This window comes from Vibrio sp. 10N.286.55.E10 (assembly GCF_002872555.1).
GTDB classification, from domain to species: Bacteria; Pseudomonadota; Gammaproteobacteria; order Enterobacterales; family Vibrionaceae; genus Vibrio; species Vibrio crassostreae.
The window spans coordinates 1-21676 of the sequence record NZ_MCSD01000021.1; the positions used below are offsets into that span (position 1 = coordinate 1).

At 44.1% G+C, this 21676-nt stretch carries 25 protein-coding genes; 12 read left to right on the forward strand and 13 right to left on the reverse strand.

Features of this window, described 5'->3' with window-relative positions; genetic code table 11:
• Nucleotides 1-143: 143 nt before the first annotated feature.
• From BCV39_RS13065 to tsaA, 6 genes are all read right to left on the reverse strand, one after another.
• Nucleotides 144-470 carry a hypothetical protein gene (locus tag BCV39_RS13065; RefSeq protein WP_017063350.1) on the reverse strand — a complete coding sequence of 109 codons (327 nt, stop codon included), beginning with the start codon at nt 468-470 and terminating at the stop codon, nt 144-146.
• A gap of 232 nt (nt 471-702) precedes the next feature.
• Nucleotides 703-894: a DUF4250 domain-containing protein gene (locus BCV39_RS13070; RefSeq protein ID WP_010436438.1), complete on the reverse strand. Its 192-nt coding sequence runs from the start codon at nt 892-894 to the stop codon at nt 703-705.
• Between the two features lies 1 nt (nt 895).
• Nucleotides 896-1099, reverse strand: a complete 204-nt coding sequence (locus BCV39_RS13075) for a YaeP family protein (protein WP_008222923.1) — start codon at nt 1097-1099, stop codon at nt 896-898.
• A 164-nt stretch (nt 1100-1263) separates the two neighbouring features.
• Nucleotides 1264-1953 carry a tellurite resistance TerB family protein gene (locus BCV39_RS13080; RefSeq protein WP_102432057.1) on the reverse strand — a complete coding sequence of 230 codons (690 nt, stop codon included), beginning with the start codon at nt 1951-1953 and terminating at the stop codon, nt 1264-1266.
• Nucleotides 1954-2143: 190 nt separating this feature from the next.
• Entirely contained in the window at nt 2144-3859 is a 1716-nt protein-coding gene (locus BCV39_RS13085) for a proline--tRNA ligase (RefSeq protein WP_102333426.1), read from the reverse strand.
• Between the two features lie 101 nt (nt 3860-3960).
• Entirely contained in the window at nt 3961-4656 is a 696-nt protein-coding gene (gene tsaA, locus BCV39_RS13090; protein WP_102432056.1) for a tRNA (N6-threonylcarbamoyladenosine(37)-N6)-methyltransferase TrmO, read from the reverse strand.
• A 123-nt stretch (nt 4657-4779) separates the two neighbouring features.
• On the opposite strand from tsaA, the gene BCV39_RS13095 reads away from it, so the two are divergent.
• The 3 genes from BCV39_RS13095 to BCV39_RS13105 all read left to right on the forward strand — a co-directional run bounded on the left by BCV39_RS13095 (nt 4780) and on the right by BCV39_RS13105 (nt 7141).
• A complete protein-coding gene (locus BCV39_RS13095) occupies nt 4780-5040 on the forward strand; it encodes a type B 50S ribosomal protein L31 (RefSeq protein ID WP_048661210.1) in 261 nt (86 codons plus the stop codon).
• Nucleotides 5041-5166: a type B 50S ribosomal protein L36 gene (gene ykgO / locus BCV39_RS13100; protein ID WP_004734365.1), complete on the forward strand. Its 126-nt coding sequence runs from the start codon at nt 5041-5043 to the stop codon at nt 5164-5166. It abuts the gene before it with no gap.
• A gap of 388 nt (nt 5167-5554) precedes the next feature.
• Nucleotides 5555-7141: an AbgT family transporter gene (locus tag BCV39_RS13105; RefSeq protein WP_048661211.1), complete on the forward strand. Its 1587-nt coding sequence runs from the start codon at nt 5555-5557 to the stop codon at nt 7139-7141.
• A 112-nt stretch (nt 7142-7253) separates the two neighbouring features.
• Here BCV39_RS13105 and BCV39_RS13110 read toward each other — a convergent pair whose 3' ends face one another.
• Entirely contained in the window at nt 7254-7697 is a 444-nt protein-coding gene (locus BCV39_RS13110) for a YaiI/YqxD family protein (RefSeq protein WP_009847429.1), read from the reverse strand.
• Between the two features lie 57 nt (nt 7698-7754).
• Nucleotides 7755-8039 carry a hypothetical protein gene (locus tag BCV39_RS13115; protein ID WP_055319552.1) on the reverse strand — a complete coding sequence of 95 codons (285 nt, stop codon included), beginning with the start codon at nt 8037-8039 and terminating at the stop codon, nt 7755-7757.
• A gap of 785 nt (nt 8040-8824) precedes the next feature.
• Between BCV39_RS13115 and BCV39_RS13120 the strand changes: the two genes are divergently transcribed.
• The gene (locus BCV39_RS13120) at nt 8825-9343 is read left to right on the forward strand and encodes a GNAT family N-acetyltransferase (protein ID WP_048664574.1); all 519 of its coding nucleotides are present in this window, start codon (nt 8825-8827) and stop codon (nt 9341-9343) included.
• On the opposite strand, the gene BCV39_RS13125 is transcribed toward BCV39_RS13120, so the two are convergent.
• Nucleotides 9309-9617: a DUF3301 domain-containing protein gene (locus BCV39_RS13125; protein WP_019821602.1), complete on the reverse strand. Its 309-nt coding sequence runs from the start codon at nt 9615-9617 to the stop codon at nt 9309-9311. The two genes, BCV39_RS13120 and BCV39_RS13125, sit on opposite strands and share 35 nt — an antisense overlap.
• Before the next feature lie 87 nt (nt 9618-9704).
• Nucleotides 9705-10745, reverse strand: a complete 1041-nt coding sequence (locus tag BCV39_RS13130) for a DUF3549 family protein (RefSeq protein WP_102432055.1) — start codon at nt 10743-10745, stop codon at nt 9705-9707.
• An 87-nt stretch (nt 10746-10832) separates the two neighbouring features.
• On the opposite strand from BCV39_RS13130, the gene BCV39_RS13135 reads away from it, so the two are divergent.
• Nucleotides 10833-11147: a YqcC family protein gene (locus tag BCV39_RS13135; protein WP_048661214.1), complete on the forward strand. Its 315-nt coding sequence runs from the start codon at nt 10833-10835 to the stop codon at nt 11145-11147.
• A complete protein-coding gene (truC, locus tag BCV39_RS13140; RefSeq protein WP_102432054.1) occupies nt 11147-11896 on the forward strand; it encodes a tRNA pseudouridine(65) synthase TruC in 750 nt (249 codons plus the stop codon). The genes BCV39_RS13135 and truC overlap by 1 nt, the downstream gene beginning before the upstream one ends.
• 149 nt (nt 11897-12045) lie before the next feature.
• Here truC and BCV39_RS13145 read toward each other — a convergent pair whose 3' ends face one another.
• From BCV39_RS13145 to map, 3 genes are all read right to left on the reverse strand, one after another.
• The gene (locus BCV39_RS13145) at nt 12046-12429 is read right to left on the reverse strand and encodes a DUF3461 family protein (protein WP_004734354.1); all 384 of its coding nucleotides are present in this window, start codon (nt 12427-12429) and stop codon (nt 12046-12048) included.
• Between the two features lie 181 nt (nt 12430-12610).
• Nucleotides 12611-15232 carry a bifunctional uridylyltransferase/uridylyl-removing protein GlnD gene (gene glnD / locus BCV39_RS13150; protein ID WP_102432053.1) on the reverse strand — a complete coding sequence of 874 codons (2622 nt, stop codon included), beginning with the start codon at nt 15230-15232 and terminating at the stop codon, nt 12611-12613.
• A 141-nt stretch (nt 15233-15373) separates the two neighbouring features.
• Nucleotides 15374-16252, reverse strand: a complete 879-nt coding sequence (gene map, locus BCV39_RS13155) for a type I methionyl aminopeptidase (RefSeq protein WP_048661217.1) — start codon at nt 16250-16252, stop codon at nt 15374-15376.
• A gap of 457 nt (nt 16253-16709) precedes the next feature.
• Here map and rpsB point away from each other — a divergent pair, with 457 nt between their 5' ends.
• From rpsB to BCV39_RS13190, 6 genes are all read left to right on the forward strand, one after another.
• On the forward strand, nt 16710-17441 hold the full coding sequence (rpsB, locus tag BCV39_RS13160; protein WP_009847420.1) for a 30S ribosomal protein S2: 732 nt from the start codon (nt 16710-16712) through the stop codon (nt 17439-17441).
• A 138-nt stretch (nt 17442-17579) separates the two neighbouring features.
• On the forward strand, nt 17580-18425 hold the full coding sequence (tsf, locus tag BCV39_RS13165; protein ID WP_017630772.1) for a translation elongation factor Ts: 846 nt from the start codon (nt 17580-17582) through the stop codon (nt 18423-18425).
• 150 nt (nt 18426-18575) lie between these two features.
• Nucleotides 18576-19307: a UMP kinase gene (pyrH, locus tag BCV39_RS13170; RefSeq protein WP_017630771.1), complete on the forward strand. Its 732-nt coding sequence runs from the start codon at nt 18576-18578 to the stop codon at nt 19305-19307.
• Nucleotides 19308-19404: 97 nt separating this feature from the next.
• The gene (frr, locus tag BCV39_RS13175; protein WP_017060741.1) at nt 19405-19962 is read left to right on the forward strand and encodes a ribosome recycling factor; all 558 of its coding nucleotides are present in this window, start codon (nt 19405-19407) and stop codon (nt 19960-19962) included.
• 98 nt (nt 19963-20060) lie between these two features.
• Complete coding sequence (locus tag BCV39_RS13185) at nt 20061-20813, forward strand: isoprenyl transferase (RefSeq protein WP_017063364.1); 753 nt, start codon at nt 20061-20063, stop codon at nt 20811-20813.
• Nucleotides 20814-20828: 15 nt separating this feature from the next.
• Entirely contained in the window at nt 20829-21671 is an 843-nt protein-coding gene (locus BCV39_RS13190; protein WP_048606675.1) for a phosphatidate cytidylyltransferase, read from the forward strand.
• Nucleotides 21672-21676 lie beyond the last annotated feature (5 nt).

A 21676-nucleotide genomic window follows, 5' to 3' on the forward strand; every position in this document is an offset into this window, starting at 1 on the left:
TTAACTGATCGGCATTACTCCTATTGGGAGCCTTTTTTGTATTTGTAGGTATGAGAGTTGGGTTATATGAGAATGCAGAAAGGCGGGTACTAAAAAGGGCTGATGTCTGCACATCAACCCTTTGTGGTTTTCTTATGTTGGTTCTACTTTCTGATGCTAAGCAGGGTGCCAGACTTACACTTGAATGAGTAATAATGGCGGCTCTCGTTGAATTTTCCTAAGCCTTCGCCGTCACAGTAGTCGATATTGATGTCACGCATCACTTCTAGTGTGTCTTCGCTTTTCAGAGCGAATTTAGAGCCATCAGAGCAGACAATACGCACTCTTTCATCATGGCTTACTGAGTAAATATCGACTTCGGTGTTACACAGCTCAAAAGAGGCTTCACGAAAGTTGTCTTGCTGTGTATTTGAAGCGCAACCTGCAGTCAGTGTTGCTGCGAAAACTGCCAAAAGTCCGAGTCTTTTCATTGTTAATCCTTCGCTATCATCAGATTGATTGATGAGTTTTATATGTTATTTCAGGTAGACTATACAACAACACGCTTTGGTTCAAGGAGCGTTCGTTGACTCTAAGATATAAAAGTATAGATGTAGACAGACAATTTATAATTGGCTAACTGCATGTTTATCCAATACGTATCACCAATAAAAAAGACCAACACTGAGGTTGGCCTTTCAAAATCAAGCGTGTTCTAAATGACTATCGAAACTGTTTGGCTTCTGGAAGGAACTCAAAACCAGCAGACGCAAGTTTAGCGATCAATGCTGCTTTGTCGATCTCGTAGAAGTTGACCACTCGATCCAAATCACCACCGAAGTCGTCACGTAGCTTCATGTTGACGATGCTCATCAACATTACAGGATCCATTTTTTCAAAATTAGCGAGGTTCATATTAGTCCTCGAAATCTGAGATCAGCAGGTTTGCAGCGGCAAAGGCTGCACGCTCACGCGCTTCTTTAGGAAGAGATTCGTCTGCAGCAAGGTCATTCAATGTTTTTACCGCGCAGGTGATCGCTTTAGGGATATAGCCTTGGTCGCCACTGCCAATTTGAGAATACAGTTCACGGACCAAATCACAACAATCGTATACTTTCATTTTTATACCTAACCAAATGATAACTTATCTCAATATACACATAGAGATAAGCAAAAACAAAGTGGATCTGATCAAGTTCAGAGTTAGTTTGTTCTTGCTCAATATCTCACTTAGTTAGTTCGCGGCTTAGGTTACTATTTACCTATTCATTTGGTATTTAACGATTAGCCAGAGACTTGTTGTTCAAGTTGATAGGTGACTTCATCAGCAAGATTGAGCTGTTTCGCGAGCTCTTTCAGGTACGCCTTTTCCATGAAGTTCTGTTCGTCGGCCACAATCAAAGAGGCTAAGTAGATCTCACTCGCCTGTTGAGGTGACGTTGCTAATTGAGCGATTTCGCTTGGGTCGAGTGGTTTGTGCAGTTCTTCAGAGACCAATTTAGTCAGTTGATAATCGGCACCCATGTTCTCGACGGCTTGTTCAATCTTAGCCATCTCTTCTTCATCGACATGGCCATCGGCTTTGGATGCGGCAATCATTGATCTGAGAATCAGTACGCTATGGTTTGAGTCGTTCTCATCAAATTTAGCTTGCTCGGCATTCGGTGTTTGGCCTTGTTTAGATTGGTAGTCGTTGTAGACCTTGTAAGCGAGAGCGCCCAGAGCTGCTGCGCCACCAATACCTGCGGCTTTCTTACCCATTTTCTTGGTTTTCTTAGAACCCATTAATGCACCTAATAGCCCGCCACCAACAGCGCCTGCACCGAAGGCTCCGAGTGTACTTTTACTGCTACTCTTGCCATTGTTGCCTTGAGAAAGGCCACTTAAACTTGAAGACCCTTGTGAAAGTTTCTGAGTGCCTTGTTTAACGAGATCTGACTTAAGTGCTTGGTTCAGTAAGCTTTTGATATCCATCGATACCTCCAATGGTGAGCATGTCCAAAAAGTTGATGACACCAATATACGGATTTGAAGATGAACAGGGGATTAACTTACGTTATTTACTCTACTGATAAATAGAAGGGAGTTTGAAGGGAAAAAATAGGTATAAAAAAGGCCACCTGATGGTAGCCTTTCAATGTTTATCTAGTGAGTAATCTGATTACTAAGCTAGTTGAGCTTTAAGGTGCTCGATAACCGTGTCCATTGCGATAGCTTCTTTATCACCAGTACGACGGTTTTTGTATTCGAAGTTACCTTCGTCCATGCTGCGATCACCGATAACGATAGTGTGAGGAATACCCACTAGCTCGATATCTTTAAACATAACACCTGGGCGCTCTTTACGGTCATCGAATAGAACTTCGATACCCATAGCTGTTAATTCAGCGTATAGCTTCTCAGCTGCTTCTTTAACGCGCTCAGATTTGTGCATGTTCATTGGTACGATAGCAACTTGGAACGGCGCTAGTGCGTCTGGCCAAGTGATACCGAATTTATCGTGATTTTGCTCGATAGCAGATGCAACAACACGTGAAACACCGATACCGTAACAACCCATTTCTAGGATTACGCTCTTGCCGTCAGGACCAAGCACGTTACAGTTCATTGCTTTAGAGTAAGTATTACCCAGCTGGAAGATGTGACCAACTTCGATACCACGCTTAAGTTGGATAGTACCTTGACCACATGGGCTTAGGTCGCCTTCAACTACGTTACGTAGATCTTCAATTTGAGCAAGCTCAACATCACGACCCCAGTTAATACCGAAGTAGTGCTTACCGTCTACGTTTGCGCCAGCGCCAAAGTCGCTCATTACAGCAACAGAGCGGTCAACGATGAATGGTAGCTCTAGGCCAACAGGGCCAAGTGAACCTGGACCTGCACCAACAAGTGCGCGGATTTCTTCTTCAGAAGCCATCTCTAGCGGAGCAGCAACTTGTGGAAGGTTCTCTGCTTTCACTTCGTTAAGCTCGTGGTCACCACGGATGATCAGAGCAATAATATCTGCTTCTACTTCATCAGAAGCTTTAACGAATAGAGTCTTAACTGTCTTCTCGATTGCTAGACCGTGTTGCTCTACCAATTCTGCGATAGTTTTCGCGTTTGGTGTATCAACCAGTTCCATCTCTTGAGTTGGTGCTGCTGCATCTTCAGTAGGAGCAAGTGCTTCTGCTTTTTCGATGTTTGCTGCGTAATCTGACTCAGTTGAGAATGCGATTAGGTCTTCGCCGCTTTCAGCAAGAACGTGGAACTCTTGAGAGCCGCTGCCGCCGATTGCGCCAGAGTCTGCCAATACTGGACGGTACTCAAGGCCCATACGGTCGAATGCTTTACAGTAAGCATCGTGCATCGCTTGGTAAGACTTTTCTAAGCCTTCTTTATCGATATCAAAGCTGTACGCATCCATCATAGAGAATTCACGTGCACGCATTACGCCAAAACGAGGGCGGCGCTCATCACGGAATTTAGTCTGGATTTGGTACAGGTTTAAAGGTAGCTGTTTGTAAGAGCTGATCTCGTTACGTACTAGGCTCGTCACTACTTCTTCAGCTGTTGGGCTAAGAACAAACGGACGAGAGTGACGGTCTGTGAAACGAAGTAGCTCAGGACCCATCTTTTCAGAACGGCCAGTCTCTTCCCAAAGCTCAAACGGTTGAACTACGGGCATCAAGATTTCAACGGCACCTGCATTATCGATCTCTTGGCGAACGATATTTTCGACTTTACGCAGTACACGTAGACCAGTAGGTAGCCAAGTATATAAACCTGAAGCTAGCTTACGGATCATACCTGCACGTAGCATCAGCTGGTGGCTGATAACTTCTGCGTCGTTTGGAGTCTCTTTCAGAGTAGAAAGAAGGTAGTTACTGGTACGCATTCTATGGTATCCGTTTCATCATTGATAAAAGAAAACTTGCTGTCGTTCGTGACCACAGCAAATCTGATATAGCCGCATATAATATCAGCCTATTTGGGATCTCAAAAGCGTTCAATGTCAGTTACATTGATGAAAAGTGTTTCAACTACGAATTTCACGTTAAGATCGAACAAATTTACCGCATATTCCTTGTTGTCAGGTTTACCTTTCTTATAGGCAGGACGAGGATCTTGACCTAATACTTCTTTGATCACCTGAACGATATGGCGCGCTTGTGGATGACTGGCTAGCTTACTTTGCGCTTGCTGCGAAAAGTTAACTTCGAGCACTTCTGGTTCATCGGCAGCAAACCCTCCCAATGCGTCCGGAATCGAATCTGAGTAGGGGATATAAGGCTTGATGTCGATGATCGGTGTGCCATCTACTAAGTCGACGCTGCCGAGATCCAACCAAGTTTGTCCTTTCTCTTGAGACACACCTTTTAGTTCAACCGCAGACATGCCAATTCCATTCGGTCTGAATGTGGCACGAGACGCGAATACACCAATACGTTCATTCCCGCCAAGGCGAGGTGGCCTCACGGTTGGTTTCCAGCCTGCTTCAAGGTTCTTGTCGAACAGAAATAGTAACCAAACATGGCTAAATTGCTCAATACCACGAACAGACTCAAGGCAGTTTGCTGCATCAACTAACCTGACTCTTGAGGTGGATGTGGGTACCAACCTAGGCTGCCTTGGCACAGCGAACTTCTCTTTATAAGGAGAGTCAATAAAGCCAACAGGTTCAATGGTGTACATAGTTGGGTGTTCTCTGATTACGATTAAGACGGAAAAATATCATAAAATTGCTTGTTTTTCCTTTGATAATAATTATCATTTGAAATGTTATAACATATCAAGTTAGTTATTGAGGGAAATACAATGAAACCGAATATCCATCCAGATTACCGTCCCGTGGTCTTTCATGACACCAGTGTCGATGAGTACTTCTTAATCGGCTCAACGCTAAAAACAGACCGTACTATCGAATGGGAAGACGGTAATATTTATCCTTACTTCACGATTGAGGTGTCGTCAAAGTCGCACCCTTTCTATACCGGTAAACAGAGAGTGCTACATAAAGAGGGACGTGTTGCGAACTTCACTCGTCGTTTTGGTCAACTAGGTAAGGGAGCGAAATAAATGAAAGTCGTGAAATCACTGAAAAGTGCAAAGAGCCGTCACCCGGATTGTCAGATAGTAAAACGCAGAGGCCGACACTATGTTATCTGTAAAACTAATCCGAGATTCAAAGCGGTTCAGAAATAAGCCGTCAATTTGATGTGACACGTGTGTAAAAAACGAGGGGAAAGTCAAACTTCATTCATTTGCCTGCTTTTCTTTTCCCTCAAGAGGAACCTGATTAAAGATAGAGTGTTTATTTAGCGTACGATGTGTTTTATTTTTAAGTGAATCAATAGGTTATATCGTTAGGTATATTTGTAGTGAATGCGTAGTTGTGAATTATAAATCTAGATTTTGTATTTAATGTAGATTTATTTGCTAATTAATTGTTCGAATAGAGTTAAATATCGTCTCTTGTTACACATTTTGTAACATTTTGAATTTCTAATTGATAATTTTGTCGCGTACCCTTCGCTGGCAATTTGAACATTTTTGTCACAATTGCATAGGAATCACTACAAGGAGGGAACTGATGAGTTCATCAGCTTCAATAAAAAACAACTCGCCAAAGAAACCTATTTTTACCCGTTTTCTCGATGGTGTTGAATATTTGGGGAACCTATTACCCCACCCAATCACTCTTTTCGCAATCTTCTGCGTCGCTATTCTAGTTACTTCAGGTATCGCTGGATATTTTGAAGTGTCTGTTATGGACCCTCGCCCAGAAGGTGCTCCAGGTCGTGCTGCTGACGGCATGATCTACGTTGTAAGCTTACTTAACGCTGAAGGCTTACAGCTCATTGTTACTAATCTAGTTAAAAACTTTGTTGGCTTTGCGCCATTAGGTACCGTGCTTGTTGCAATGCTAGGTGTAGCGATTGCTGAACACTCAGGTCTATTATCTGCGGCGATGCGTGGCATGGTAATGGGCGCATCTAAGCGTATGGTTACGGTAACCGTAGTTTTTGCCGGTATTATCTCTAACACGGCTTCAGAGCTTGGTTACGTAGTACTTATCCCTCTTGCAGCAATGCTTTTCCACTCTTTGGGTCGCCACCCATTAGCGGGTCTAGCGGCAGCATTTGCTGGTGTATCTGGTGGTTACTCTGCAAACCTTCTAATCGGTACGGTTGATCCACTGCTTTCTGGTATTACAGAAACAGCAGCACAAATGATCGACCCGACTTACAGCGTCGGTCCTGAATCAAACTGGTACTTCATGTTTGTTTCGACTTTCTTCATTGCGATTACAGGTGCATTTGTAACTGAGAAGATTGTTGAGCCAAAACTGGGTAAATACAACGATGAAGAAGCGTCTGAAGACCTATCAAATGATTCGATGGGTAAACTAACAGACGTTGAGAAGAAAGGCCTTAAGCTTGCGGGTATCGCAGTGCTAGCGGTATCTGCACTTCTTGCTTGGACGATTGTTCCAGCTGACGGCGTTCTACGTTCAGCCGCAGGTACGGTTTCAGGTTCTCCATTCCTGAAAAGTATCGTAGCGTTCATCTTCGTATTCTTCGCAGTTCCTGGTTTCGTTTACGGTAAAGTTACCGGCACAATGAAAACCGACCGTGATGTAATCGATGCAATGTCTAAATCTATGTCTTCAATGGGTATGTACATAGTACTTGTGTTCTTTGCTGCTCAGTTTGTTGCTTTCTTCAAGTGGACTAACTTCGGTCAAGTATTCGCAGTTGCAGGTGCTACGTTCCTACAGGATATCGGCCTAACGGGTCCAATGTTGTTTTTCGCATTCATCCTAATGTGTGGCTTCATTAACCTGATGATCGGTTCGGCTTCTGCTCAGTGGGCCGTTACAGCACCTATCTTCGTTCCAATGCTAATGCTAGTAGGCTACGCACCAGAAACGATTCAAGCGGCTTACCGTATCGGTGACTCAACAACGAACATCATTACTCCAATGATGAGCTACTTCGGTCTTATCCTTGCTGTAGCGACGCGTTACATGAAGAACTTAGGTATCGGTACTCTGATTGCAACTATGCTTCCATACTCAATCGTATTCTTGGTTGGTTGGAGCTTAATGTTCTACGTTTGGGTATTCGTATTTGGCCTACCAGTAGGTCCGGGCGCTGCAACTTACTACACGCCTTAGTGGTCGAGTAGGGGAGCCCCCTTTTAATCGACAATAAAAAACCTGCATTGATTGCAGGTTTTTTTGTTCTTGTCATGAAGAGATAGAACTAAGTTAATCTAGAATTAGATTGTTAGCGTTTTGCTAGCAGGCGATCGAGGTGGTTGGCGAACTCACGGCGATCGGTCTGTGATAGGGCACTTGGGCCACCCGTTTGGATGCCACTTGAGCGCATGGTATCCATAAAGTCACGAATGTTCAGACGTGCTTTGATGGTCTCTTTGGTGTAAAGCTCACCACGAGAGCTGAGAGCTTGGCCACCTTTGGTGATCACTTCGTCAGCCAGAGGGATATCGGATGTAATCACAAGATCGCCAGGTTCAGTGCGCTTTACGATTTCATCATCAGCAATATCAAATCCGCTTGGTACTTGAATCGAGTGAATGTTATTGCGTTTAGGAACGGGAACCAGATGGTTTGCCACAAAGGTACATTCAACCCCTGTGCGCTCAGCTGCGCGTACGATTGTTTCTCGGATAACCTTTGGACAAGCGTCCGCATCAACCCATATCTTCATAGTGTTCTATTTCTCTATTCGCTTATTTATCTGTCAACTTATTGCTCGGTTAACTTATTACTCAGTTAATTTGGCTTCAAGCGTGGCAACGCGAGCGGTAAGTTCAAGGATTTGCTTTTCCAGTTGGCCAACACGGTCTAGTGCCGGCTCTTCTTGTGTCGCGACTTCAACTTTAGGAACGCGATTCGCACTTTTCCAGCTCTTGATGGTTGTGATTAAAGCAGGCATTGGAACCGATGTACTCATGCGAGCTTTCACTAACGCAACGGTCGGCTCTTTACCTTGTGCTTGCAGTCCTTCAAGCACTGATTTCAACTCTTCAGAAACATCTTTTGTCAGCATGTTGACCTCCATTTTTAGTCTTCAATCATTTTACTCGCTCCGGTGGATGATAGCGAATCATAAAACATCCAATGGCGTGTGAGAGATCTCTTACAAAGGCTGTGAGATAACACGAATAGTTGTCTAGAGAGATTGATATGCATATAGTTAACTTGTTGAATTTTAATTGTTTTATATAATTAACAACTCGGGTGAATTCAAAGTGTGATGCAAATCTATTGTCCGAAATCCTAAATCGCGTAAATTAAACCTTGTCGGAAGGATTCTGACACGGAACAGGAAAGCACCAAGGATTTGGTTATCTTCAGGATGAAGATTTGGTTACTTAGGATTGAGTGATCAAGCATGGAGCGTAAGGACATTGTAGGGATACAGTCAGTTAACAGGAAGTTAGCTGCAACGGAATGACAATGGACACCTTTAGGATTAAAGGGTTGGATTAGCATCAGGACGATGTAAAGGACACCGCTCACGGAACAAGTGATGTGCGCTAACTAGGATTGTTAGCTTTCAGGATGATTGGACACCGCTAGGACGGCGAAGTAAAGGAAAGAGCTGAAGGATTACAGCCACTATTATGGATGATGCATGGAGCATTAATTAGTAGCCGGACTGCTGCGAGTAAGACCCTAGCCCTGACACTTCGGTGTCGGGGCTTTTCTTTTCCTGAGGCTTTTCTCTATCTAGGAGACTCTTTTAAATCTAGAGCGTCTTTATCTAAGAGCTTCTTCATTTAAGAGCGCAACATCTGCTTTTCTGCTAATGGTCAACACAAGGAGTGTTTTATGACGATAGCAACCTCAAGAACGCTGTTGGTACCTTATACTGAACAGCTAGAACTCGACTTTATCAAGTTAAATTGCTGCCCCATTAATCGTGCCGAAATGAATGGACCTCACTCTGTCGCCTCTGCGAAGCACCTTTTTCAAGAAATACTGCAAGATAACGTCGGCTTCTGCCGCGCGATCATCCACAACCAAACCCGTGAATATCTTGGACATGTCTTTGTTTCATCGGAAAAGGGTAAGCATGAACTTGGCTTTATTTTGGATAAAGAATACTGGAATCAAGGTATTGCTAGTGAGGTACTAAAACCTTTCTTTAGTTTGGTGCGCTTTGAAGAGCGTTTAACGAATGTTGTTGCGACTGTGAATGTCGGACACAACCCATCCATTAAGCTATTAGAAAAATTAGGCTTTGCATTTAAAGAGACCAAACAAGATCAGTTTGGCCCTTATCATGAATATCGTTATACCGAGTATTGCGACGTTACATTCTATGAGGCTGTAGCTCAAACCGCATAGAGCGGAAACCGACCATGGTCAGTTTACCTTGGTATAGGTCATCACCTAACGCTGAAAATTCAAATTGGTACACAGTATGCCAGCGCCAAATCGTGGTTAACTCATGGCGCATCTTAAGCTTATGACCACTAAAAGCGACACTCAACAATTGTAAGTCCAGCTCTTTACACTTTCTCGCAATGGCAGCCTTCGCAAGCTCTGATTGCCTGCGCTGCTGCCAAAATAAAAAGCAAAAGAAGCACAGAAACAAAATAGCCAATAAGTTATCTATCATTTAATCCATACTTCCTTTTTTATCTCTTCATTCCAATTGTGATAGTTGCGCATTTTGATGAACTACAGAGTGAGTCTCTCTGTGAACTTAATTAGCTTTAGCCGCTTGCTGCAGTTCGACCAGTGCGTTTGCAAGTTCTGGTGATGGATTTGAGTTCAGTAGCGGTAAAAATACCATTCTCAGAGTTGGAATCATCACTAAATCTGCAAATAACTGATTGAACAAGTTTTGGTTACCTGTTTGTGCGAGGCGCAGCAAGAATTGCTCAGCAATCGCAGGATCTTGCAGTGCGTGCCAGCTTCGACCAGCCAAACCAATTAACACTTCTTGGTGACTTAAGCGTGGGCTCGCCAGAACTTGGTTAATTACGGCATTCGTTGTGCTTGGTTCTGCACCAGAAAGGGCACGAACCAACGCAGACAGCAAGAACAGATCCGGTTCTTGGCTATTGATCTCATTTTCGGCCATCTCTTGTAAGCGTTGAGCCAGCTTGTCATTGATTTGCGTGTGCTCAAGCGCCCCTAGTGTTGCGTATAGAGGTTCTGATGGTAGTTTGTTCAATGCTTTACGAATCGCGACACCGTTTTGTTGGCTGCCTAGGCGAGCACACATATCGGTGATACCTTGAAGACCAACAGTTTTCCAGTTATCCCAGGTTAGTTCGCCCGTGAAGTAGTGTTGAGCGTGTTCGTAGTATTGGCTAGTCGCCAGATCTAAACCTGATCTTACTTGGCTATGGAACACGGCCATCTTGTCCTCTGAAGGCTTAAACGTGTATGGGTTGTTAGACAGCTTTTGTTGTTGCTCTTCGCTGATCTCGCCGTTTAGACGTGTGCCCATTGCTTCTATGACAAACTTAAGGAAGTTACCTACATCGCCTTGATGCAACAGGCCCCTTTCGTCCAGCTTGAACTTTAGAAACCAAATCCAAGGCTGCTTGTGTTCGTTCCAGTAACTAATGGCTAAGTGAGCTTGTTTCTGAAGTGGAAATGGGTACGGCTGTTTCCCTTGCTCAACATCAGAGAATAAGGTGTTGTCGATCTTCTGAATGCGACGACCTAGGTCGTAGATATCGTATTGGCAACCGCTATTCTTGAGTAACTGAGTGAGCGTGTGAATCGTTTCCATAGTAATAAAGCTCCTAACTTTCTTTCCTAAATAGATGGTACTCTATGCCCCAATTTCAAGGTCACTAGATAAATAACTTGGTGAAAAATGACAGCTGCCACAAAGTTACCTCCTTTACTTCAACAATTAGAACAACAAATGCGCCAATGTTCGCTGTGGAGTGATGTTCCACCTTCGGACGAAGCTCTGGCCAGTGTTGAACCTTTCGCGATTGATTCGTTACAACCGGAAGAGTGGTTGCAGTGGATCTTTATCGTTAAGATCAACGCAATGATGGATGCGAAAATGCTCCTACCGAAGGGCTTTGCTATCCATCCTTATTTTGGTGAAGTTTGGAAAAATGAGGCAGACAAGGCTGAACTGCTAGTGACGATTCAGAGCATTGATGAGGTATGCGCGTAATGTTAGAGATCATTTATCAAGATGAGTATTTTGTCGCGGTGAATAAGCCCGCTGGCATGCTGGTGCATCGCTCATGGTTGGATAAACACGAAACGCAATTTGTGATGCAAACACTGCGTGATCAAATTGGTCAGCACGTATTTCCTCTGCATCGCTTAGATCGCCCAACGTCTGGCGTATTGGTGTTTGCGCTATCGAGTGAGGTCGCCTCTGAGGTGATGCCAATGTTCGCTAACCATGAGATGCAAAAGACTTACCATGCAATTGTTCGTGGTTGGATAGAAGAGGGCGATACGCTAGATTACGCACTTAAGGTTGAGCTGGATAAGATCGCAGATAAGTTCGCGAAAGAAGACAAAGAAGCGCAAGAGGCTGTGACGGTTTATGAACCGATAGCAAAAGTCGAAGTACCCTATTCAACGGGACGTTTCCCAACGAGCCGCTACTGCTTGGTTGAGATGATGCCAAAAACAGGGCGTAAACATCAGCTGCGTCGTCATATGGCTCACCTAAGACACCCAATCGTTGGCGATACTTCGCATGGTGACGGTAAACACAATCGACTGTTTCGTGATGATTTAGATTCGCACCGTTTGTTGCTGCATGCCTCTGAATTACGCTTCGTCCACCCTTTCACTAAAAAAGAGTTGGTGATGAAGGCCAACCTAGATGAAACGTGGTTAAGGTTGTTTGAAACCTTTAAGTGGGATACCAACTTAATCGATGCTCAAACGTGCTTGTCTAAGTAAGTCACACGCGTTTTAGTAATTACGAGTCTAAGTGAATAAAGAAAATAGAATAAAAAAACAAAGGGCTGATAGCGATATCAGCCCTTTTTGATGTCTTTGCGTTCTTAACGGCATCACTATTGTTGATTAGTTCGTCGTTAATCGTGGGATCATTTTAGCTTTTCTAGATCGGCTTCGATCTCGGCGATCTTACTTGATACCACTTTCTCTAGATGGCGTAAGTCGGTAAGGATCTTCTGCTTCACATCCACCTCAGCCGTTGGCGTCGGTTTGGTTATCTTGTTGAGTTCATCAATTACAAGAGTGAGGTTTCGGTTAATCTCGGTCACTTCTTTGTATTGATTATTGCCACCGCTAACAAGCACACTTTTCACTTGTCGTGGGTATTTAAACTTAACGCTTTTTGCGAACAGTTCACCTTTCTGCTTACGAAAGTAAATTTTCAGGATATCTTTATGAGCTTCTTGGCGAAGGGAATAACGTTCAATCTGTTTAGGTTCGTGGATACCTAAGCCAGTGAGGTTTGGATACATAAGCGACCTCTAGGTTATGAATGTAATACTTTTATGTAATTGACTTGATCAATGTAGCAGCCTAACGACGAGCTAGATAGTTGATATCTGTGAATTGATTGTAAGTTGTGGGCAAGATCGCTCTCTATCTTTACCCACACTTATTTGGCTATTAAAGCTGCCCTCAGACTTAATTCGACTTCTAAGGAGCGAGTTCCGAAACATGCTCGGTTAGCCTTTCTCTTAGCGCTTGTTCTTGCTCTTCAGAAAGCCTTCCTCCAGCTTCACTGGTCAGAATAAACAAATCCTCAGCTCGCTCACCTATGGTGGTAATTTTTGCACCGTGCAAGTTGATGCTTAGCTCCGCAAAGGTTGCACCGACTTGAGCCAATAGTCCTGGAGTATCAAGAGCTCTTAACTCCATTAAGGTGCGTTTCTTGCTCTTGGTTGGTAGAAACTCAACTAAGGTTTTTACCTTGAAGTGTTGCAAGTTGCGTGGCGTGCGACGAGTCTTAATCTTAGTTGGACGACCATCAGCCAGTACATGAGTCAGATGCTTGGCAACGGCTTTGTGTCTGGCTTCATCGATCGCTTCACCATGTTGGTCTAGTACGATAAAGGTATCTAAAACATGGCCATCTTTGCTGACCATGACCTGCGCGTCATGAACGTTAAAGTTGCGCCTGTCGAGCTCTGCAACCACGGTCGCAAACAGTGCCGCTTGGTCTCTACAGTAAACGAATACTTCTGTACCACCACGTGTCGCTTTTTTGCTGATCAGTACGAGTGGTTGGCTTGGGTCTTCTAGGCGAAGTAGGTGCTCACAGTGCCAAGCGATTTGTTTGTGTGTGTGGCGTAAGAAGTAGTCGGCTTTGAAGCGTTGCCATAACACTTCAATTTCACGAGCGGTGAATCCCTCTTTACGCAGCAAAGCTGACGCCATTTGTTGGTTATGACGAATACGATCTCTGACATCGACAGGGTTTTCTAATCCGCGGCGTAGTGCTCGCTGAGTAGAGTGGAATAGCTCCGCTAACAGCGTTCGCTTCCAGCTGTTCCATAGCTCTGGGTTAGTTGCACAGATATCGGCAACGGTTAAACAAACCAGTAGCTCTAGTGATTCTTCATCACGGACCTTCTTTGCGAATTCAGTGATTACATCTGGGTCGTAGATGTCACGGCGTTGAGCGGTTACAGACATCAACAGGTGATTCTGTACCAACCACGCGACTTGCTTGGCTTCAGGTTTTGATAACCCGTGTTCAATACAGAAAGAGTATGCTTCAACAGCACCAATCTCTGAGTGGTCTCCACCGCGGCCTTTGCCGATGTCGTGGAAGATAGCCGCCAGAATCAGCAGCTCTTTCTTCTGTACGCGTGGGTAAACTTCACAACAGATAGGGTGCTTGTCGTGGTTCTCAATTTGGCCAAAACGGTTAATGTGCTTGAGCAGGCGAATACTGTGCTCATCCACAGTGTATACGTGGAATAGGTCAAACTGCATCTGGCCAACGATCTGGCTCCACTGTGGTAAGTACGCTGAGAGCACGCCTAGCTTATGCATTAAGCTAAAGGCTTTGTGTAGTGCATTTGGGTGGCGAACTAGATCCATGAACTTGTCACGAGCTTCAGGAATAGTATGCAGGAAGCGGTTTAATCGGCGACGTGCCGTTCGCAGTTGTCGCAATGTTGGTGGGCTTACCCCTTCGATAGTCGAGTCATTAGCGATATGGATAAACATATCGAGAATCGTTTCTGGTCTAGCTTGGAATAGAGCTGGCTTGCGCGCTTCGATCAGTGAGCCACGGCGCTGGAAGTCGTTGTCGAGAATCTCAGCGTCTTGAGTCTGGCCACCATTGATGATTGCTTGATCGAACAATTTAAGCAGCATTTTGTTGAGCTCGGCAACGCGACGAAGTGTTCGGTAGAACTCTTTCATCATCATCTCAACGCCACGGTTACCTTCACCAGTATAACCCAAATGTTCAGCGACTTGAGCTTGGTGGGCAAAGGTGAGGCGGTTGTCGTAACGGCGCAGCTCTATGTGCAGTGCAAAACGAACACGCCATAAGAAATCTTGGCACTCAACTAACTCACGATACTCAGCATCGGTTAGAAAACCGTACTTGCTCATCTCTAACAAAGAGGTCGCACCGAAGTGGCGACGCGCTACCCAGCTCAGGGTATGGATGTCTCTGAGTCCACCTGGAGTCGATTTAATGTCCGGCTCTAGATTGTAAGTGGTGTCGTGGTAGCGAGCATGACGTTCTCTTTGTTCTTGAATCTTAGCCTTGTAGAAGGTTTCACTTGGCCAAAATGAATCGGAATGAATTTTCAGCTTTAGTTCTTGAAAAGTGTCTTCACTACCACACAGCAATCGAGACTCTTGCAGGTTGGTTGCAACGGTTAAATCATCAATACCGATATCAAGACATTCGGCAATGGTACGTACCGCGTGACCAACTTCGAGTCTCAAATCCCAGAGTAGGGTGATGAACTGGCTGACTTTTTCGCCAAGTGCTGGTGGCAATGTTTTTTGCGAGACGATAAGGATATCAATGTCGGACAAGGGGTGGAGTTCACCACGGCCATAACCGCCTACAGCGACGAGTGAAATATGAGGCAGTTTATTGAATCCGAAATGCTCCCATAAACGATTGAGAAGTAAATCCATGTATTCGGAGCGTAGCAACACTAAGTCGGTAACTGGATGATGATTCAGGAATTCATTTTTTTGATACTGCGTGAAGATCTCGAGCTGATTTTTTAATTCGCAGATTTCAATTTGTTCGTCATTGAACGTAAGAGGGCATTGATAAGGCATATGGTCTGCTATCCGTGCAAGCAAATGAGAATAGTAAACAATTTAACAGAAGCTGGTGGAAAGTCGAAATTGAGTGGATAAAAAAATATCCTCGACAAGGCGAGGATATTTTTAAAAGGCTGATGTGTTCAGTTTGATGAACTAAGCGTTTTTCATGATACGTGGAATCGTATCGTCGCTGCGTAGTGTTAGTACTTCACAACCTGTATCTGTCACTACCAGTGTGTGTTCCCACTGCGCCGAGTTTTTGCTGTCTGCTGTGTACACTGTCCAGCTATCTTGGTCATCAAGACGGCAGCCAAACTTACCCGCGTTGATCATTGGCTCGATAGTGAAACACATGCCTGCTTTCAGCACTGTACGGTCGCTGTTCTTGTAGTGAACCACTTGTGGATCTTCGTGGAACTCAGAACCAATACCGTGACCACAGTAATCTTTGACAATAGAGAACTTAGCGCGTGGGTTATTCTTGTTGTTTGTTTTGATGTACTTCTCGATAGCGGTGCCGATTTGGCCAAGTTGAACACCAGGTTTCACTTGGCGCATGCCTTCGTAAAGTGCTTCTTGAGCAACCATGCATAGACGCTTGTTTGCTGGTGAAACTTCACCCACAAGAAACATCTTAGATGTGTCACCGTGGTAGCCTTGTGGACGAACGCTTAAGTCTGCGTTTTCGTCATCAGGGATGATTACTGTGATATCAACGTTAAGAATGTCACCATCTTTTAGTACCGCAGGTTTGAATTGACCTGTGCTGCCAGTCTCATCTTGTGATGCTGGAATACCGTGGCACACAATGTGGTTGATAGAGGTACAGATTGACTTAGGGAAACCGTGATAATCAAGTGGTGCTGAGTATGCGCCTCTTTCCGTAGCGTACTCATGACAGATTTGGTTTAGCTCTTCTGTCGTTGTACCTACTTGGATGTGAGGTTCAATCATCTCTAGAATCTCCGACGCCAGCTTGCCGGCGACGCGCATTTTTTCAATTTCTTCAGCAGTTTTAATTTTTACAGCCATTGCATATCTCTTAATTTGGTAGCACCTAAGTGTGCATATTGGGGCTATTCTATCAGTGCAGCATTTTAGCGCAACATTCCCATATCCATACAATGCTGGTGGATACTACTCAACCTGAGTGGTTTACGTCCGGTCTATTGAGATAGAAGTGAATGAATAGCGACACTATTTATAGGTAAATTTCGCCGATAGGGATCAGTATAGCAGTCGCTATTTTTAGATTTTTTTCTAGCCATAGATAGACAAAATATGGTATAAAGCGCGCCGGACATCAGGACTGTTTTCTCCAATAGGCGAAACAAGCTTTGTGTCCACTAACTTATTTCTTTAAATCACACACATTCCGACACATGTTCCGGGGTGCCTCAACAACACAGATAACGGCTGAAAAGTGGTTAGTTGTTAGGGGTCGGATTCATGGGGGATGTGGAGGCCTAACCCCATAGAGGATTTTAAAATGGCAACTGTATCAATGCGCGATATGCTTAAAGCTGGTGTTCACTTCGGTCACCAAACTCGTTACTGGAACCCAAAAATGAAGCCATTCATCTTTGGTGCTCGTAACAAAGTACATATCATCAACCTAGAAAAAACTGTACCAATGTTCAACGACGCTCTAGCTGAAATCGCTAAAGTTGGCGAGAAGAAAGGTAAAGTTCTTTTTGTTGGTACTAAGCGCGCTGCATCTGAAGCTGTTAAAGAAGCTGCTATCAACAGCAACCAGTTCTACGTTAACAACCGCTGGTTAGGCGGTATGCTAACGAACTACAAAACTGTTCGTCAGTCTATCAAGCGTCTGAAAGAACTTGAAGCGCAAGCTCAAGACGGTACTTTCGACAAGCTTACTAAGAAAGAAGCTCTAATGCGTACTCGCGAAATGGAGAAGCTAGAGAAATCTCTTGGTGGTATCAAGAACATGGGCGGCCTTCCAGACGCTCTATTCGTAATCGATGCTGATCACGAACACATCGCAGTTAAAGAAGCAAACAACCTAGGTATCCCAGTTTACGCTGTAGTTGATACTAACTCTAACCCAGACGGCGTTGACTTCGTTATCCCAGGTAACGATGATGCAATCCGTGCAGTACAGCTTTACCTAAACGCTGCTGCAGACGCGGTTAAAGAAGGTCGCAACAAAGATGTTGCTGCTGTAGCTGCTGAAAAAGACGGTTTTGTAGAAGCTGAATAATAGCGGCTCTGAGCCATGTTTAGTTCATATTAAGCGGTCATAATCGGTGGCTTAACGGACTGAATACAGTCAATATCAGGGGCCAATTAATTAGGCCCCTGTTTTTTATCTTTTTTAGAATTTACTGAGGAATAGAGAATGGCAACTGTAACTGCAGCTCTAGTTAAAGAACTTCGCGAGCGCACTGGCGCTGGCATGATGGAATGTAAGAAAGCGCTTGTAGAAGCAAACGCTGACATCGAACTAGCAATTGAAAACATGCGTAAGTCTGGCGCAGCGAAAGCAGCTAAGAAAGCTGGTAACGTTGCTGCTGAAGGCGCAATCATCATCAAAGAAGAGAACGGCGTAGCTGCTCTTCTTGAAGTTAACTGCCAAACTGACTTCGTAGCAAAAGATGCTAACTTCACAGCATTCGCAGAAGAAGTTGCAGCTGCTGCAGTAGCTTCTCAAGCAACTGTTGAAGAGCTACAAGCACAGTTCGAAGAGACTCGTGTTGCTCTAGTTGCAAAAATCGGCGAAAACATCAACATCCGTCGCGTACAGTACGTTTCAGGTGTTGCACTAGCTTCTTACCGTCACGGTGAGAAAATCGGTGTTGTTGTTGCTGGTGAAGGCGAAGCTGAAACTCTTAAGCACGTTGCAATGCACGTTGCTGCATCACGTCCTGAGTTCCTAAACCCAGAAGACGTACCTGCAGACGTAGTTGCTAAAGAAAAAGCAGTTCAAGTTGAAATCGCTATGAACGAAGGCAAACCAGCTGAAATCGCAGAGAAAATGGTTGTTGGCCGTATGAAGAAATTCACGGGCGAAATCTCTCTAACTGGTCAAGCTTTCATCATGGAGCCTAAGCAAACTGTTGGCGCTATCCTTAAAGAGAAAGGCGCTTCAGTATCTAACTTCGTACGTCTAGAAGTTGGTGAAGGCATCGAGAAAGCAGCTGAAATGAGCTTTGCTGACGAAGTTGCAGCGGTACAAAAAGGTTAATCCTTAGCGTATTGTTTGAAAAGAGACCGTGGCAAATGCTGCGGTCTTTTTATGAATAGTGAATTATTTTTTAGCTGTTATGAATGCAAACTGAGCTATTCAGTTTTTATCCATGACTGTTAATCATCAACTCTTTGGAAGGTAAACTCCATGACTACGAACCCTAAACCGGCGTATCAACGTATTCTGTTAAAACTTAGCGGTGAAGCACTACAAGGCGAAGAAGGTTTTGGTATTGACCCGACGATCCTTGATCGTATGGCTCAAGAAGTGAAAGAATTGGTTGAACTAGGTGTTCAAGTAGGCGTTGTTATCGGTGGTGGTAACCTTTTCCGTGGTGCAGGCCTTGCTGAAGCAGGTATGAACCGCGTTGTTGGTGACCACATGGGTATGCTTGCAACGGTAATGAACGGCCTTGCAATGCGTGACGCTCTTCACCGTGCTTACGTAAACGCACGTGTAATGTCTGCAATCCCTCTTAAAGGTGTGTGTGACGACTACAACTGGGCAGACGCAATCAGCCAACTACGTCAAGGTCGCGTTGTGATCTTCTCTGCTGGTACTGGTAACCCATTCTTCACTACGGATTCTGCTGCATGTCTACGTGGTATCGAAATCGAAGCTGACGTAGTTCTAAAAGCGACAAAAGTAGATGGTGTATTTACTTCTGACCCTGTAGCAAACCCAGACGCAGAGCTGTATGATACGTTGTCTTACAACACAGTTCTTGATAAAGAACTTAAAGTAATGGACTTGGCTGCATTTACGCTAGCTCGTGATCACAAAATGCCAATCCGCGTATTTAATATGAATAAACCAGGCGCACTACGTCGCGTGGTTATGGGTGAAACTGAAGGTACATTAATCAGCGACGCTGACTAATTTTTCGGGCTTACTGAGGTGTTAGACTTTGGTAAGCTTATCCTTATCACTCAAATAAAAAGCTTTCTTGAAGAAAGAACATAATCAAGGTGAAATTGTGATTAACGAAATCAAAAAAGACGCTCAAGAGCGCATGGTAAAAAGTGTTGATGCACTAAAAAACAGCCTGCAAAAGATTCGTACAGGTCGTGCGCACCCAAGCCTACTTTCTGGTCTTACTGTTGAGTACTACGGTGCTCCAACGCCTTTGACTCAAGTAGCTAACGTTATCGCTGAAGATGCACGTACACTAGCTATTACAGTGTTTGATAAAACACTGACTCCTCTAGTTGAAAAAGCAATTCTGACATCTGACCTAGGCCTAAACCCTATGTCTGCTGGCACAGTTATCCGTGTTCCACTTCCTCCGCTAACGGAAGAGCGTCGTAAAGACCTAGTTAAAATCGTTCGTGGCGAAGCTGAAGGTGGCCGTGTTGCTATCCGTAACATCCGTCGTGACGCGAATGGCGATCTAAAAGCACTTCTTAAAGATAAAGAAATCTCTGAAGATGAAGATCGTAAAGCACAAGACGAAATTCAAAAGCTAACTGACGCTGCGGTTAAGAACGTAGATGAAGTTCTAGCTGTTAAAGAAAAAGAGTTGATGGAAGTTTAATTTTCCATATTCTTTTCTTTCCGGAAAAACGCTGTACTCACGGTGCAGCGTTTTTTTATGCTACTCTGTTCGACTATTAGAATTTGATTCACTCTTTTATGCATAATTCTCAAGCGTTCACAGACTCTCTTCCTAAACACATTGCTATCATTATGGATGGTAATGGTCGCTGGGCAAAAGCTCAGGGCAAGCCTCGCGTCTTTGGCCATAAAAACGGTGTTCAAGCCGTTCGTAAAACTATCTCTTCTGCAGCCAGACTTGGCATTAAAGCCGTTACTCTTTTTGCGTTTAGTAGCGAGAACTGGCGTCGTCCTGAAGAAGAAGTCGGTATTTTGATGGAACTGTTTATTTCAGTGCTGTCGAGTGAAGTAAAAAAGCTTCATAAAAATAATCTACAACTTCGTGTTATTGGTGATAAAAGTCGTTTCAATGATCGACTACAAAAGAAGATAGAAGAAGCGGAAGCTTTGACTAGCACCAATACCGGTATGGTTATTAATATTGCGGCTAACTACGGCGGTAAGTGGGATATTCAGCAAGCAATGACCTCTATTGCTCAACAGGTAAAGTCTGGTGATATTAATGTAGATGACATTGATGAAGCTATGATTACACAGCACCTGACGATGGCAGATATTCCTGAAGTCGATCTACTTATCCGTACCAGTGGTGAATGCCGCATTAGTAATTTTATGCTTTGGCAGTTGGCTTACGCCGAAATGTATTTCACTGAACAATTCTGGCCAGACTTTAATGAAGACAGCTTAGTAGAAGCTGTGACTTGGTTTGTGAACCGTGAACGTCGTTTTGGATGCACTGGTGAGCAAATTAAAGCTCTGATGGACAGTTAATAAGGATTTTTTGGTTTGAAACAACGAATTATTACGGCGTTGATTTTAGCTCCCCTAGTTATTCTAGGCATTTTCGAGTTATCACTTCCTACATTTATTCTTTCATTAGCGGTAATCTCGCTATTAGGTTTTTGGGAGTGGACTCAGTTTGTTGAAAGCAAATCGCGTTATTTAGCGTTGATTCCAACGGTTGTGGTCAGTGCCGCAAGTTTTGCTTTTATCCCTTTTGATGCATTTAGCCTTAATAACTTGTCTACTGCTCACTACGCCATTCTAACGATTGGCTCAATTTGGTGGGTAATAGCGAGTGGTATGGCGGTGACTTATCCTAAGTCTATGCCTGCATGGAAAGATTCTTCTCTTCTTCGTCACGCCTTTGGTGTGCTGACTCTGCTGCCATTCTTCTGGAGTGTGGTTATCCTGCGTGCTAACGGTATCGATGTTGATCCTTACCACGGTGCAAAATTGGTGATGTTTGTTTGCTTGCTCGTTTGGGCTGCAGACAGCGGTGCTTACTTTTCAGGAAAGAGCTTTGGTAAGCGTAAAATGGCCCCAGCGGTAAGCCCGAATAAAACGATTGAAGGTCTTATTGGTGGCATCATTACTGCAGTGATCGTGGCTTGGATCTTTGCTGACTTGTTTGATATTCAATTCACAAGTCCTCTTCACATGATTGTTATTACTCTTGTGACCGTCGTTATTTCTGTTCTTGGTGACCTTGTTGAAAGCATGTTTAAACGTGTGTCTGGGGTGAAAGACAGCAGTAATCTGATTCCTGGTCATGGTGGTATACTAGATAGAATAGATAGCTTAACGGCTGCATTCCCTGTCTTTGCTCTGCTTTATTTAGCATTCTAATAAAA

Coding starts and splice junctions, on each gene's coding strand:
- BCV39_RS13065 (WP_017063350.1), bottom strand. CDS start 470: ATGAAAAGACTCGGACTTTTGGCAGTTTTCGCAGCAACACTGACTGCA.
- BCV39_RS13070 (WP_010436438.1), bottom strand. CDS start 894: ATGAACCTCGCTAATTTTGAAAAAATGGATCCTGTAATGTTGATGAGC.
- BCV39_RS13075 (WP_008222923.1), bottom strand. CDS start 1,099: ATGAAAGTATACGATTGTTGTGATTTGGTCCGTGAACTGTATTCTCAA.
- BCV39_RS13080 (WP_102432057.1), bottom strand. CDS start 1,953: ATGGATATCAAAAGCTTACTGAACCAAGCACTTAAGTCAGATCTCGTT.
- BCV39_RS13085 (WP_102333426.1), bottom strand. CDS start 3,859: ATGCGTACCAGTAACTACCTTCTTTCTACTCTGAAAGAGACTCCAAAC.
- tsaA (WP_102432056.1), bottom strand. CDS start 4,656: ATGTACACCATTGAACCTGTTGGCTTTATTGACTCTCCTTATAAAGAG.
- BCV39_RS13095 (WP_048661210.1), top strand. CDS start 4,780: ATGAAACCGAATATCCATCCAGATTACCGTCCCGTGGTCTTTCATGAC.
- ykgO (WP_004734365.1), top strand. CDS start 5,041: ATGAAAGTCGTGAAATCACTGAAAAGTGCAAAGAGCCGTCACCCGGAT.
- BCV39_RS13105 (WP_048661211.1), top strand. CDS start 5,555: ATGAGTTCATCAGCTTCAATAAAAAACAACTCGCCAAAGAAACCTATT.
- BCV39_RS13110 (WP_009847429.1), bottom strand. CDS start 7,697: ATGAAGATATGGGTTGATGCGGACGCTTGTCCAAAGGTTATCCGAGAA.
- BCV39_RS13115 (WP_055319552.1), bottom strand. CDS start 8,039: ATGCTGACAAAAGATGTTTCTGAAGAGTTGAAATCAGTGCTTGAAGGA.
- BCV39_RS13120 (WP_048664574.1), top strand. CDS start 8,825: ATGACGATAGCAACCTCAAGAACGCTGTTGGTACCTTATACTGAACAG.
- BCV39_RS13125 (WP_019821602.1), bottom strand. CDS start 9,617: ATGATAGATAACTTATTGGCTATTTTGTTTCTGTGCTTCTTTTGCTTT.
- BCV39_RS13130 (WP_102432055.1), bottom strand. CDS start 10,745: ATGGAAACGATTCACACGCTCACTCAGTTACTCAAGAATAGCGGTTGC.
- BCV39_RS13135 (WP_048661214.1), top strand. CDS start 10,833: ATGACAGCTGCCACAAAGTTACCTCCTTTACTTCAACAATTAGAACAA.
- truC (WP_102432054.1), top strand. CDS start 11,147: ATGTTAGAGATCATTTATCAAGATGAGTATTTTGTCGCGGTGAATAAG.
- BCV39_RS13145 (WP_004734354.1), bottom strand. CDS start 12,429: ATGTATCCAAACCTCACTGGCTTAGGTATCCACGAACCTAAACAGATT.
- glnD (WP_102432053.1), bottom strand. CDS start 15,232: ATGCCTTATCAATGCCCTCTTACGTTCAATGACGAACAAATTGAAATC.
- map (WP_048661217.1), bottom strand. CDS start 16,252: ATGGCTGTAAAAATTAAAACTGCTGAAGAAATTGAAAAAATGCGCGTC.
- rpsB (WP_009847420.1), top strand. CDS start 16,710: ATGGCAACTGTATCAATGCGCGATATGCTTAAAGCTGGTGTTCACTTC.
- tsf (WP_017630772.1), top strand. CDS start 17,580: ATGGCAACTGTAACTGCAGCTCTAGTTAAAGAACTTCGCGAGCGCACT.
- pyrH (WP_017630771.1), top strand. CDS start 18,576: ATGACTACGAACCCTAAACCGGCGTATCAACGTATTCTGTTAAAACTT.
- BCV39_RS13185 (WP_017063364.1), top strand. CDS start 20,061: ATGCATAATTCTCAAGCGTTCACAGACTCTCTTCCTAAACACATTGCT.